Origin of the sequence: Thioalkalivibrio sp. ALE25 (genome assembly GCF_000377285.1) — a bacterium.
Classification (GTDB): Bacteria; Pseudomonadota; Gammaproteobacteria; order Ectothiorhodospirales; family Ectothiorhodospiraceae; genus Thioalkalivibrio.
This window is the reverse complement of the sequence record NZ_KB897931.1, coordinates 17717-30881: the sequence shown is the minus strand read 5'-3', so window position 1 is coordinate 30881 and position 13165 is coordinate 17717. Positions and strand designations below refer to the sequence as shown.

Here is a 13165-nt window from a genome sequence, read left to right as displayed (position 1 = left end):
GATCACGCCGTGGCGGCCCGCGCGCTGGCTGCTCGTATGGCGGTGGCATGTCCCTGTAGGAGCGCAGCCCCCTGCGCGATGGGGCGTTGGTGATGCCCAATCGGCCAGAGGGCTGGCCTCCTACAGAAGGCGAGACGACGACGGATGACGGAATGGAATTGATTACGCCGTATGGCGGCACGCTCTGCGAGCGTTATGTGGACGAGGCGACGGCCCGCGAATTGAATGAAGCGGCGCGGGATATGCCCTCCTGGGATCTGACGGAGCGCCAGCAGTGCGACACTGAGCTGCTGCTGAATGGGGGCTTCTCCCCGCTGACGGGCTTCATGGGCCCGGCGGATTACGACGGCGTGCTCGAGAACATGCGTCTGGCCGATGGCACGCTGTGGCCGATGCCGATCACGCTGGACGTGACCGAAGCCTTCGCCGCGCAGGTGGAGGAGGGCAGCCGCATCGCCCTGCGCGATGCCGAGGGCATGCTCATCGCGGTGATGGACGTGGAGCATCGCTGGACGCCCGATCGCACTCGCGAGGCGCAACAGGTGTTTGGCACCACCGATACCGCGCACCCGGGCGTCAACGAGCTGCTGCATCGCACGGGCCCCGTCTATCTGGGCGGCACGCTGCATGGCCTGGAGGCCCCGGTCCACCACGACTTTCGCACCTACCGCTACAGCCCGAGAGAGTTGCGAGAGTACTTCCAGAAGCTCGGCTGGAAGCGCGTGGTCGCCTTCCAGACCCGCAACCCCATGCATCGTGCCCAGGTGGAGATCACCCGCCGCGCCGTGCGCCAGACCGAAGCCAACCTGCTGATCCATCCGGTCGTGGGCGTGACCGCCCCGGGCGATGTGGATCATTACGCACGCGTGCGCTGTTACGAGCATGTGCTGCGCCAGGCCCCGGAGCAGACGACGCAGCTGAGCCTTCTGCCGCTGGCGATGCGCATGGCCGGCCCGCGCGAGGCCCTGTGGCACGCGATCATCCGCCGCAACTACGGTTGCACGCACCTGATCGTCGGCCACGATCATGCCAGCCCCGATGCGGGCCCGGACGAACAGGCCTTCTATGGCCCCTGCGAGGCACAGGACCTGATCCAGCGCCATGCCGACGAGATCGGCATCGAGATGGTCCCGTTCCAGGCCATGACCTACGTGCAGGACCGGGCGGACTTCGTGCCGTCCGACGAGGTGCGCGAGGGCGAACACACCCTCAGCCTCCCCAGCTCGGAGTTCCGCCGCCGCCTGCGCGAAGGCCTGGAGATCCCCGAGTGGTTCTCCTACCCGGAAGTGGTGCAGGAGCTTCGCCGCAGCTTCCCGCCGCGCGATCGCCAGGGCTTTACCGTGTTTTTCACCGGTCTGTCCGGCTCCGGCAAGTCCACCATGGCCAACGCGCTGCGGGTCAAGCTGATGGAGCTGGGCGGGCGTGCGGTGACGCTGCTGGACGGCGACATCGTGCGCAAGGAGCTTTCCAGCGAGCTGGGCTTCTCGCGCGAGCACCGCGACATCAACGTGCAGCGCATCGGCTTTGTGGCCAGCGAGATCACCAGGAACGGCGGCTGCGCCATCTGCGCCCCCATCGCCCCCTACACCGACATGCGCCGCCGCGTGCGCGAACGCATCGAGCGGGTAGGGGGCTTTATCGAGGTCCACGTCGCCACGCCGCTGGAAACCTGCGAGGCCCGCGACCGCAAGGGCCTCTACGCCAAGGCCCGCGCCGGCCTCATCAAGGAATTCACCGGCATCGACGACCCCTACCAGGAGCCGCAAACCCCCGAGCTGCGCCTCGACACCCGCGAGATGACCCCGGACGAAGCCGCCCACCGCATCCTCCTCAAACTCGAAGCCATGGGCTTCATCCGCAACCCTTAGCGCACAATCCGCCAGAGGCCTGGCCCCCCACACCCAATGCCACTCCCCCCCCTGTGGGAGCGGCCTTGGCCGCGAAGCCCCCGCCAACGCCAGAAAACCACCCAATCTTCACAACTAGCCAAGCCACGCAACCTCCACCAGCCTTCCCGGCCTTCGCGTAGCGCAGAGCCGGGATCTACTGCCCCTGTGGTGGTCCAGACGAGGGGGGCGGATAACCGCTGAGCGGTTTCCGGGAGGTTGTTGTGGTTCGAGGAGCGGGGATGTCAGGCGCCCGTGACCAGCATGGCTCGTTCCGCCTTTGTGTGCCATATTGGAGCCAAGCGTGGCAGAGGGAGAAAGCGGTGGCACAAAATGAAAACGAGGTGCAGGTCGGCGCACAAGGCCGTGTCGTGATCCCGGCCGCGTTGCGCAATACCCTAAAGCTGCGCCCTGGCGACCGCCTGGTCGCCCGACTGGTCGGGGAGAGCCTCGTGCTGGAACGGCGCGAGCGGGTCGAGCGGCGGCTCCGTGAGCGATTCAGGCACATCCCGCAGGACGTCAGCCTTGTGGATGAACTCATCGGCGATCGGCGGGCCGAAGCCAAACACGAGCATGGGGAGTCATGACCATCGTGCTGGATGCCTCCGCCGTGTTGGCTTTCCTGCATGACGAGCCGGGCGGGGACAGGGTCGCCCGCGCCCTTGATGGCGGATGCGTGTCCACCGTGAACTGGTCCGAGGTGCTGCAAAAATCACTGCAGCGCAAGGTCGACGTCCAGGGCATGCAGCAGGAGTTTGTCGACGTCGGGCTCGTTTTCGAGCCGTTCACGGCGCAACAGGCGGACCTCGCCGCACAGCTGTGGGAGTCCTCGCGCCGGCATGGCCTGTCAATGGCCGACCGAGCCTGCCTGGCGCTGGCCAGGGACAAGGCCCTCCCGGTGCTGACCGCCGACCGGGCGTGGACCCATCTCGACCTGGACATCGAGATCCACCCCGTGCGCTAAACCCTCCACCTGTGGGAGCGGCCTTGGCCGCGAAGGCCCTGCCCGCGTCGGACGCCGGCAGGGCCTTCTACTACAGACACGCTCGTACGGCTGATTGCAACGCCGTCGCAGGAATGCGGCGCCTGCGCGATGGGGCACGTCCCGAATCCAACTGGCCAGAGCCCCGGGCTCTTCATCGTTACCTGTGGCCGGCAACCTTGCTTTCTGTTGTCCGAGCCACCCCCAAACCTTGAGGCGAACCCCCCAACCATGGTCCAATCCGCGTTCAACCGCTGAACACACCCCTGTAGGAGCGTGCTCGCACGCGAAAACCCAGGCGAGCCATACCCCCTCTCGCACGCGCTGCCCCCTCCAGAACCAGCACCCGGAATCCAGTACCCAGCAATGTTCAGCACCTACCGCAAAGCCCTGGCCCTCCTAACCCCCAAGGAAAAACGCCGCGGCGGCCTGGTGCTCGGCATGGTCATCATCATGGCCGTACTGGAAACCGCCGGCGTCGCCTCGGTCATGCCGTTTCTGAGCGTGCTGGGCAACCCCGTAGTGGTGCAGACCAACCCGGTGCTCAACACCGTCTACGAAGGCCTCGGCTTCACCTCGGTGGATGCCTTCATCCTCGCGCTGGGCGCGGCCGCCTTCGGGCTCATCCTGTTCGCCGCCTTCTTCCGCTCGCTCACGCACTACGCGATGAACCGCTTTGTAGTGGCGCGGTGGCATCGCTTCGGCGATCGACTGCTGAGGGGATCCGGCGGCACTGGCCCTTTGGCCGCTTTTCGGCCTGGTCGGCCAGCTTTTTTTCAGGAAGCGGGCAGGCGGCCGCATCTGACCCTGACGACACAACCACAAGAGCGAGTGAATGACTGCCGTTAACTCATCCGAACCCCTTGCCATCATCGGGCTTGGCTACGTCGGCCTTCCGTTGGCCGTAGCGTTTGCCCAGCAGCGCCCGGTGATCGGCTTTGACGTCAACGCTAAACGCGTCGACCAACTGCGCGATGGCCACGACGCCACCCGCGAGGTCGAGGATGACGAACTGGTCGCGGCCACCCACCTCACGGTTACTACGGATCCGGCGGACCTGAAGGCGGCGACTACCTTCATCGTGACCGTCCCGACACCCATCGACAGTGCCCGTCAGCCGGATCTCACCCCGCTCATCCGTGCGAGCGAAACAGTGGGCCAGGCCCTCAAACCGGGCGACCTGGTCATCTATGAATCGACCGTCTATCCCGGCGCCACCGAAGAAGTCTGCGTTCCGGTGCTCGAAGCCGCATCCGGCCTGCGCTATAACGCAGACCGCAATGGCTTCTACGTCGGCTATAGCCCCGAGCGCGTCAACCCCGGCGACAAGGCCCACCGCGTCACCGACATCGTCAAGGTCACCAGTGGCTCCACACCTGCCATCGCCGAGCGTGTCGATGCCCTCTACGCTGCGATCATCACCGCCGGCACCCACAAGGCCAGCAGCATCCGCGTCGCCGAAGCCGCCAAGGTCATCGAGAACACCCAGCGGGACGTCAACATCGCCCTGATCAACGAACTGGCACTGATCTTCAACCGCCTTGACATCGACACCCACGAAGTCCTCGCCGCCGCCGGCACCAAATGGAACTTCCTGCCGTTCAAGCCGGGCCTGGTCGGCGGCCACTGCATCGGGGTCGATCCCTACTACCTGACCCACAAGGCGCAGCAGATCGGCTACCACCCGGAGATGATCCTGGCCGGCCGGCGCATCAACGATGGTATGGGTGCCTACGTCGCCGGCGAACTGGTCAAGACCATGCTCAAGCGTCGCATTCAGGTCGAGGGCAGCCGTGTCCTCATCCTTGGGCTCACCTTCAAGGAAAACTGCCCCGACCTGCGCAACACCCGTGTGGTCGACATCATCAGCCAGCTGCGCGACTACAGCATGACCATCGACGTCCACGACCCGTGGGCCGATTCGGAAGAGGCGCGCGACGAGTACGGCATTGACCTAACCGAGCGTCCGGGGAACGGTCAGTATGATGCCGTTCTCCTGGCTGTCGGCCACCGGGAGTTCTCGGAGCAGGGCGCTACGGCCTTGCGCGATTACGGCCGCGCCACCCACGTGCTCTATGACATCAAGGGTCTGCTGCCTCCCGATCAGGTCGACCTGCGCCTGTAAACGACAAAAAAGGAAGACGATGTTCCCCACCATCCACAATCGCAAGATTCGCGTCGGCATCGTCGGCTGCGGTCGCATCTCGAAGAACCACTTCGGCGCCCTGGAAGTCCACCACGACGACATGGAACTGGGCGCCGTCTGCGACATCGACGGCAGCACCCTTGAGGCGCATACAAGCCAGTACAACGTCCCCGGCTACATCCACATGGAAGAGATGCTGCAGAAGGAGGATCTCGACCTGGTCTGCATTTGCACCCCTAGCGGCCTGCATCCGGATCAGGCCGAGCTCGCTGCCAGCTACGGTGTCAACGTCATGACCGAAAAGCCCATGGCCACCCGCTGGAGTGATGGCTTGCGTATGGTCAAGGCATGTGACAAGGCCGGGGTGCGCCTGTTTGTGGTCAAGCAGAACCGCCGCAACACCACGCTGCAACTGCTCAAGCGCGCGGTGGAGGAGAAGCGCTTCGGCCGCATCCACATGGTCACCATCAACGTCTTCTGGACGCGCCCGCAGGAATACTACGACTCGGCCAAATGGCGCGGCACCTGGGAGCTCGATGGCGGCGCCTTCATGAACCAGGCCTCCCATTACGTCGACCTCATCGACTGGCTCATCGGCCCGGTGGCCGACGTTCAGGCGATGACCGGCGCCCTGGCGCGTGACATCGAAGTGGAAGACAGCGGCGTCCTCAACATCCGCTGGCGCAACGGCGCCCTCGGCTCCATGAACGTCACCATGCTCACCTGGCCGAAGAACTACGAGGGCTCCATCACCATCCTGGGCGAAAAGGGCAGCGTCCGCGTCGGTGGCGTCGCCGTCAACGAGATCCAGCACTGGGACTTCGCGGACGAGTGCGATTACGACGAAGACGTCCTCCAGGCCAACTACGAAACCACCTCCGTCTACGGCTTCGGTCACCCGCTTTATTACAAGAACGTGGTCGATACTCTGCGCGGCGAGGCCGAGGCCGAAACCGACGGCCGCGAAGGTCTGCGCTCCCTGGAGCTGCTGATCGCCGCCTACCTCTCCGCCCGCGACGGCAAAACCGTCTCCCTGCCGCTGGAGTATTGATGCTCGCTCACGCAAAGGCGCTAAGGCGCTAAGTTGAGTCCCCTCAAGGATGAGGAATGGAACAGGAAAATCGGATCGCCAGAGAGATTGTTGATGCGGCTTACAAGGTCCATGTGCAGACGGGGCCGGGATTGCTCGAGTCGGTGTACGAATCGATCCTCACGTACGAGCTAAGAGCACGGGGGTGCCAGGCCGATGTGCAGGTGCCCATTAGCATCGATTACGAGGGCCTGAAGATTCGCGATGCCTTTCGTGCTGACCTGATCGTGGACGGGAAAGTGATCGTAGAGCTCAAATCGGTGGAACAAGTGCAGCCTGTTCACAAAAAACAGCTGCTGACGTACCTGAAGTTGTCGAACAGCCGCCTGGGTCTGCTCATCAACTTCGGTGCCCCCATGCTCAAGCACGGTCTGACGCGCATCATCAACTCAGCAGGCACACCGTGAGAGCTATAAATGCCGCTTGAGTTTCATAACCTTAGCGCCTCCGCGACTTGGCGAGAAAACACAAGACCATGAATTACCAAGCACACGAAACGGCCATCGTTGATGATGGCGCGACCATTGGCGAGGGTAGCCGCATCTGGCACTGGGTTCACATCTGCGCCGGCGCCCGGATCGGCGCGCGCTGCTCGTTTGGTCAGAACGTCTTTGTCGGCAACCGCGTGGTCATCGGCAACAACGTCAAGGTGCAGAACAACGTCTCGGTCTACGACGACGTCACCCTGGAAGACGACGTCTTCTGCGGCCCCAGCATGGTCTTCACCAACGTCTACAACCCGCGTTCGGCCATCCCGCGCAAGGACGAATACCGCACGACCCTGGTCAAGCGCGGCGCCACCCTTGGTGCCAACTGCACAATCATCTGCGGGGTCACCGTGGGCGAGCACGCATTCATTGGCGCCGGCGCGGTGGTCAACAAGGACGTCAAGCCCTACGCCCTGATGGTCGGGGTGCCGGCCAAACAGATTGGCTGGATGAGCGAACACGGCGAGCAGCTCGACCTGCCGCTGGAGGGCGACGCCTCAGCGCAGTGCCCCGCCACGGGTACACTCTATTTCCTACGTGGCACAACGCTTGGCAGAGAGTGAGCTGCCCCAGCATCCCGAGGTGAAATCATGAAAATCGAAGCCACACTCGACGAGAAAGGCCACCTGCAGTTTGCCCGTCCGCTCAAACTCCGCCATCCGCGGGTGCGCGTTCAGGTCACAGTGCCCGATGACGAAATCGAACCAGAGGAAGAAGCGGCCGCCACCAGCGGGCAGCCCCCCCATGCGCACCACAGCGGAACCGCGACCACTGGGGACTTCATTGGCCAGCTTCAGTCGACCCAGGCCCCCATCAGGGACGCCCTCCGATTGGCAGAGAACCGCACGCTGAGCAAGAGCGAAATCCGCGAGCGCCGGGCGCAAGCCTGGGAGGACAAGCACCGTGGCTGATCGGCACTGGATCCTCGACGTCAGCGCGATCCTCGACATGTGGCTGGACGCGGACGTGGAGCACAACCCCACGGCGCGGCTCCTCGAAGAGGCGGCGGAAGCGGGCAACACGCTCTGGGTTGGGGCCAGCGCCCTGAGCACCCTGGATTTCGTCGCCGTGCGACGCCTGAAGGAACTGGGAGTGGAGCCCGAGACCGCTCGCTCCACGGTTCAGGAACTCATGCAGCAACTGCTGGAGCGGGTCGCGGTACTGAGCCTGTGCGGGCACGAACAGGCCGAACTCTACACCGCGGCGCGCGACTTCGAGGATGCCCAGATCGCCGCCGGGACACGCAGCCTGCGCGGCGGTGAAGTGGCCATTGTCACACTGGACGCGACCTTCGACACGCTCGGCGAATGCGAGACGCTGCAACCGAGCGAGGCACTGGCCCGACTGCAACACGAGGCCGGCACGGAACAGACAGCAATCCCCTTCATCGACCTGGCCGCCCAGCAGCGGCGGATCCGGCCGGCAATCGAACGCCGCGTCGAGAACGTCCTGCGCCACGGCCAGTACATCATGGGCCCCGAGGTCGGCGAACTGGAAGAGCGCCTGGCCGCCTACACCGGCAGCAAGCACTGCATAAGCGTCAGCAGCGGCACCGACAGCCTGCTGATCGCCATGATGGCGTTGGGAATCGGCGCGGGTGATGAGGTCATCACCACGCCGTTCACCTTCATCGCCACCGGCGAGATGATCGCCCTGCTGGGGGCGAAACCGGTCTTCGTCGATATCGACCCGGCCACTTACAACATCGACCCGAGCCGGATCGAGGCGGCCATCACCGCCAGAACGAAGGCCATCATGCCGGTCAGCCTGTACGGCCAGCCGGCCGACTTCGACGCCATCAACGCCATTGCCGAAGAGCACGGCCTGCCCGTCATCGAAGACGGCGCCCAATCCTTTGGTGCCACGTATAACGGCCGCAAGAGCTGTGCGCTTTCCACCATCGGCTCCACCAGCTTCTTTCCCAGCAAGCCGCTGGGTGGCTACGGCGACGGCGGCGCCCTGTTCACCGACGATGACGACCTGGCCAAGGCCATGCGCGAGATCCGCGTGCACGGCCAGGACCGCCGCTATCACCACCCGGTCATCGGCGTGAACGGGCGCATGGATACCCTCCAGGCCGCCATCGTGCTGGCCAAGCTGGACATCTTCCCCGAGGAAGTGGAACTGCGTCGCCAGGCGGGCGAACGCTACACCGCACTGCTGAATGCCGGGGAGCTGAGCGATATCGCCGCACCCCATGTAGTCGCCGGCAACACCAGCGTGTATGCGCAGTACACCATCCGAGCGGGAGACCGCGAGGCGGTGCAGGCGCGCCTGAAAGAGGCCGGCATTCCCACCGCCATCCATTATCCGGTCCCGCTCTACCGCCAGCCGGCCTTCGCCGAGCTGGGCAACACCCCAGAGGACTTCCCGAACTCCGAGCAGGCCAGCCAGCAGGTCATCAGCCTGCCCATGCACCCGTACATCAGCGAAGCCGAACAACAGACCGTCGTCCGTGCCCTGTTTGCGGGTTAACGCACTGCTTTTGTATGGCCCTGACAACAAATTAACGCTGTGTTAAGTTTTGAATGACCACGGACGGTATCAACCAACCGCTCACGGAGCCAGAGGCGACGCGCCGGATTCACGAAATGGCGCGGGATCCACAAGTCTCGCGCACCTTCAGCGGTCACGCCCGCCAGAGGATGCGCGAGCGGCAGATCCATGCCGACTGGGTGGACCACGTGCTGCGAGAAGGCCATGTAGATGAAGCCCGGCACGAGAATGGTACCTGGCGGTACCGCGTCGCCTTCGTCGACGAGTGGGGGAGAACGGCTGTTGTCACGGCCATCCCCAACCACCACACACTGGTCATCGTGACCGTTACGCGTTCGGAGTGAACAGCATGAACCAGTGCATCATCTGCGGATCCACCCAACTCGAGCACGACTGCATTACGCATCGCGCCGAAGAGTTCGGCGTGCACTCCGTCGAGTTTCTCAACGCGCCGCGCACTCGTTGCCGCGACTGCGGCGACGAGGCCATCGAGATCCCCCGCTATGTCCAGGTGGCTCGCCAGATCCGGGACCGGCTCTGCGCCCTCAACCGGACCCTCACGGGGGCCGAGTTTGCGCTGTTGCGGCGAGAATTGAAGCTCACCGCCAACGAACTGGCCCGCCGCATCGGAGTGAGCCCGGTGACCGTGTCGCGCTGGGAGCAGGGGCATGTGCCCGTGCAGCAGCTGGCCGACCGGCTGATACGGACCTGGACCCTGGGGGCACTCGGCTACGCCTGGCGCGACATCGACCACCTGATGCAGAACCTGCCGCATGACGGGATTGATCGGGTGCAGATCGATCTCGCCACCGGTCCCGATGGCGAATACTGGATCGAAACTCACCACCGCTTTGGCGGCATCGACGCCGCGTGGGTGATGTCCCGATGACCGGGGAATGCCAGCAAGACCCGACTCTGCCGGAGTGGGCCAACCGTGCACAGCTCCTCGAGGCCTACCTTGATGGCATCCAGTATGAACGGGGCCCTGCCTCTGTGCCTGAGGGACGCCCGGGCATGCTCAGCAGTCGGCTGCATGCTAGCGACGAGAGCGCCGGTCGAACGGCTCGCGGAGAGGCGACGGAAGGGCCCCGGATCCACGTGCGCCTGGAGTTGGAGCTGAACGGTCTGCACCCCGATGCAGAAACCAGCGAACAGGCTGACATCGATGATGAGCTGACCGTGTTCCGCGCCCACCTGACGTATCGCGCGGAATACGCGCTCGCGCATCAGTCGGAGCTCCCGCCGGAGTCGGAGCGCCAGTCGTTCATTCAAACGTTCGTCGTGCCACAAATGTGGCTGCAGATGCGGCACATGGCCGATCTCGTCACCGCACAAAGCCCGACGGGCCGCGTGCTGTTGCCGGCCGCGCCGCCCGGCATCCAGCGAGCGAAAGAGCAGTGAGCGACGGATCGTCCCTGCAAATCCCCGGCGGCATGTCGTAATCCGAACATGAAGGAACGTCTCAAGCGTCTGCTGCCGAAGAACCGCTTCGCGCGCAGCGTCTCCGTCCTCGCCGGCGGTACGGCAGCCGGACAGATTATCGTCGTCGCCGCATCGCCGATCCTCACGCGGCTGTACAGCCCGGAGGACTTTGGGCTGCTGGCGGTCTACGCCGGCCTCCTGGGCATCCTGGGCGTGATCGCCAGCTTGCGCTACCAGCTCGCCATCCCGTTGCCGGAAAGCGATGAGGAGGCGGCCAGCGTCGTAGTGCTCAGCCTCCTGGTGGTGCTGGGCATGACGGCCGTGAGCGCCGTGATCGTATGGATCTGGGGCGGTCCCATTACAGCGACGCTCAACACCCCGGCACTGGAGCCCTACCTGTGGCTGCTCCCCATTGGATTGTTCCTGATCGGCGTCTATCAGGTCTTCAACTACTGGGCGATCCGGGTGAAGGCATTTCCGGCGATTGCCCGGACCAAGCTCACCCAGGCGCTTAGCATGGTCGGGGTGCAGCTCGGCGGCTACGCACTCGGTCCGGTGGCTCTGTTGCTGGGGCAGGTGAGCGGACAGGCCGCCGGTACATCCAGCCTTGGACTCCTCGCCATCCGCCGCAAATGGGCCACGTTCCGCAAGGTTCGGTTAACCGACATCCGGTGGTCCGCCAGCCGGTACCGGCGCTTCCCGATATATTCGTCGTGGAGCGGAGTATTCAACAAAACGGGCACTGAGCTGCCGGCAATTCTCTTTGCGGCGCTGTTTAGTCCCGCTGTTGCTGGTATTTACATGCTGGCGCATCGCGTCCTGGCTATGCCGATGTCGTTGCTTGGGAAAGCCATTGCCGACGTGTTTTTCTCCTCGGCCTCAAAGGCTAACAGGGATGGTTCCCTAGCGACCTTAGTATCCGGTATCCATACGAAGATGGCACATATTGCCATGCCACCGGCGCTCCTGCTGCTTTTGTTGGGACCGGACCTTTTTGCGTTCGCCTTTGGCGATCCCTGGCGCCAAGCGGGCCAGTTTGCGCAATGGATGGCGCCATTTCTGTATATCCAGTTTGTGACTTCGCCCCTGAGCACACTCCATTCTGTAGTGGAGAAACAAGCGCAGGGCGCGTTTTTTCACGTGGTTCTCTTGATGGTGCGTGTGGTAGGTCTTTCGATTGGGGGGCTGCGGGAGGACGTAATGCTCGCGGTTGCACTGTTTTCAATTGGTAGTGCGTTGTGCTGGGTTGGTTTCTTGTTGTGGCTTCTTTCTCTATCAGGCTCCATGCCGATATGGACGGCCGCCTCTTCAACGATAAAGGCGATTGGGGCCGCATTATTAGTGGGGCTTCCGGTCATGGTTGTGGTTGCTCTGGGGATGTCTGGAGAATTCTTGGTGTCGGCGATCGTTTTGTCTACGGTTGCGTTATTTATCCGGTACTACACCCTTTTGCGTTCGGCGTACTGAACTCGATTTCGCGTGAATTTAATGAAATCTTTTAGCATAAAATCTTCCTCCCGGCCGAATCTATTCTTAATTGGCGCACCTAAGGCAGGAACATCCGCACTGGCGGACAGCCTTTCCCGTCATCCTTCGGTCTACTGTTGGAAGAAAGAGCCTCGTTTCTTCGATGCCGGTGTCTTTTATGATGACCCGGATCTCTACCCGATCCTGACTATCGATAAGTATCTTGAAAACTACGATAATCCTGATGCAGAAGCCGCCGCATACCGGTTGGACGCGAGTGTTTTCAACATGTATTCGGTGGAGTCGATTAGTCGTATCCAGGAGCTAAATCCAGATGCGAAGTTTATTCTTGTTTTACGCGACCCGGTAGCGGCGTCGAAGTCGATGTTTATTCAGCGCTTGAAGTACGTCCGTGAGGATATGCGCGAGGTCTCCGAGGACTTCTGTGAATGTTGGGGCTTGTTAAGGGAGCGTAGTAATGGGAGCGGGTTCCCCCCAGGGTGCAAGACGACGATCCTGTTTAGGTATGACGTTTTGTATCACTATGAGCGGTTTGTTCCGGATGTTATGGAGCTAGTGGGGCGGGAAAAACTACTGATTCTGCGCTACGAAGACTACAAGGGTAACCCGGGGGATGTTTTTGATTTCATTTTAAAATGGCTTGGCCTTCAAGCGGTTGATGATGTTGATGCAGGAAGGGTTGTGAATCCGAGCGCAGCAGTGGCTATGGGGCCGTGGAATCGTTTTTTGGAATACGCGGTCATCCGTACTAGGAGGGTTCGGCATGCTTTAGGGGTGTCAGGGAAGCGGGCTCGAATCTTCAGGCGGTTGGTAGGAGCAGCAAGAACCAAGAAAGCGGTTGCGGTTTCGTCGGCATGTGATGATGCGGTGAAGGCGGAGTTTGAGCCAACCTATCGATTTCTTGAAGAGGCGGAACGTGACGGTCTGATCACGCGGATTGGACAATAGGCATGCCGCCGTTCCGCCACGACATCAACGGCCTGCGCGCCATCGCGGTGGTGGCGGTGGTGCTGTTTCACTTTCAGGTGCCGGGGTTTGACGCCGGGTATCTGGGGGTGGACATCTTCTTTGTGATCTCCGGCTTTCTGATGGCGGCAATCCTGATGCGGGGGCTGGAGAGTAACCCTGTTTCGGGGGGGGGGTATTCTTTGGTCCTTCTACCTGGCG

Annotated in this window: 15 protein-coding genes and 1 pseudogene; all 16 read left to right on the top strand. The window is 62.9% G+C overall.

Features of this window, described 5'->3' with window-relative positions; translation table 11 throughout:
- Nucleotides 1–152: 152 nt before the first annotated feature.
- Nucleotides 153–1868, top strand: coding sequence for a bifunctional sulfate adenylyltransferase/adenylylsulfate kinase (locus C996_RS0107240; RefSeq protein ID WP_018866788.1), 1716 nt, complete (start codon nt 153–155; stop codon nt 1866–1868).
- A gap of 341 nt (nt 1869–2209) precedes the next feature.
- On the top strand, nt 2210–2473 hold the full coding sequence (locus C996_RS14220) for an AbrB/MazE/SpoVT family DNA-binding domain-containing protein (protein ID WP_081619335.1): 264 nt from the start codon (nt 2210–2212) through the stop codon (nt 2471–2473).
- Nucleotides 2470–2850: a PIN domain-containing protein gene (locus C996_RS0107230; protein WP_018866786.1), complete on the top strand. Its 381-nt coding sequence runs from the start codon at nt 2470–2472 to the stop codon at nt 2848–2850. The genes C996_RS14220 and C996_RS0107230 overlap by 4 nt, the downstream gene beginning before the upstream one ends.
- Before the next feature lie 384 nt (nt 2851–3234).
- Nucleotides 3235–3717, top strand: a complete 483-nt coding sequence (locus tag C996_RS0107225; RefSeq protein WP_018866785.1) for a hypothetical protein — start codon at nt 3235–3237, stop codon at nt 3715–3717.
- Complete coding sequence (gene tviB / locus C996_RS0107220) at nt 3704–4993, top strand: Vi polysaccharide biosynthesis UDP-N-acetylglucosamine C-6 dehydrogenase TviB (protein WP_019592973.1); 1290 nt, start codon at nt 3704–3706, stop codon at nt 4991–4993. The genes C996_RS0107225 and tviB overlap by 14 nt, the downstream gene beginning before the upstream one ends.
- 19 nt (nt 4994–5012) lie before the next feature.
- A complete protein-coding gene (locus tag C996_RS0107215; RefSeq protein WP_018866783.1) occupies nt 5013–6065 on the top strand; it encodes a Gfo/Idh/MocA family protein in 1053 nt (350 codons plus the stop codon).
- Nucleotides 6066–6121: 56 nt separating this feature from the next.
- Complete coding sequence (locus tag C996_RS0107210; RefSeq protein WP_018866782.1) at nt 6122–6511, top strand: GxxExxY protein; 390 nt, start codon at nt 6122–6124, stop codon at nt 6509–6511.
- Between the two features lie 68 nt (nt 6512–6579).
- The gene (locus C996_RS0107205; RefSeq protein ID WP_018866781.1) at nt 6580–7155 is read left to right on the top strand and encodes an acyltransferase; all 576 of its coding nucleotides are present in this window, start codon (nt 6580–6582) and stop codon (nt 7153–7155) included.
- Between the two features lie 27 nt (nt 7156–7182).
- Nucleotides 7183–7503, top strand: coding sequence for a hypothetical protein (locus C996_RS0107200; protein WP_018866780.1), 321 nt, complete (start codon nt 7183–7185; stop codon nt 7501–7503).
- Nucleotides 7496–9067 carry a DegT/DnrJ/EryC1/StrS family aminotransferase gene (locus tag C996_RS0107195; RefSeq protein WP_018866779.1) on the top strand — a complete coding sequence of 524 codons (1572 nt, stop codon included), beginning with the start codon at nt 7496–7498 and terminating at the stop codon, nt 9065–9067. Before C996_RS0107200 ends, C996_RS0107195 begins: the two co-directional genes overlap by 8 nt.
- Nucleotides 9068–9183: 116 nt before the next feature.
- Entirely contained in the window at nt 9184–9432 is a 249-nt protein-coding gene (locus C996_RS0107190; protein ID WP_018866778.1) for a DUF4258 domain-containing protein, read from the top strand.
- Nucleotides 9433–9437: 5 nt separating this feature from the next.
- Nucleotides 9438–9977, top strand: coding sequence for a type II TA system antitoxin MqsA family protein (locus C996_RS0107185; RefSeq protein WP_018866777.1), 540 nt, complete (start codon nt 9438–9440; stop codon nt 9975–9977).
- 209 nt (nt 9978–10186) lie between these two features.
- Nucleotides 10187–10489 carry a hypothetical protein gene (locus tag C996_RS14780; RefSeq protein ID WP_231367141.1) on the top strand — a complete coding sequence of 101 codons (303 nt, stop codon included), beginning with the start codon at nt 10187–10189 and terminating at the stop codon, nt 10487–10489.
- A 48-nt stretch (nt 10490–10537) separates the two neighbouring features.
- On the top strand, nt 10538–11977 hold the full coding sequence (locus C996_RS0107175) for an oligosaccharide flippase family protein (RefSeq protein WP_018866775.1): 1440 nt from the start codon (nt 10538–10540) through the stop codon (nt 11975–11977).
- A 21-nt stretch (nt 11978–11998) separates the two neighbouring features.
- Nucleotides 11999–12946 (top strand): sulfotransferase, encoded by a 948-nt coding sequence (locus C996_RS14215; protein ID WP_081623689.1) that lies wholly within the window; start codon nt 11999–12001, stop codon nt 12944–12946.
- A gap of 2 nt (nt 12947–12948) precedes the next feature.
- Nucleotides 12949–13047, top strand: a pseudogene (locus tag C996_RS14860) (hypothetical protein); the annotation flags it as partial.
- Between the last annotated feature and the right edge of the window lie 118 nt (nt 13048–13165).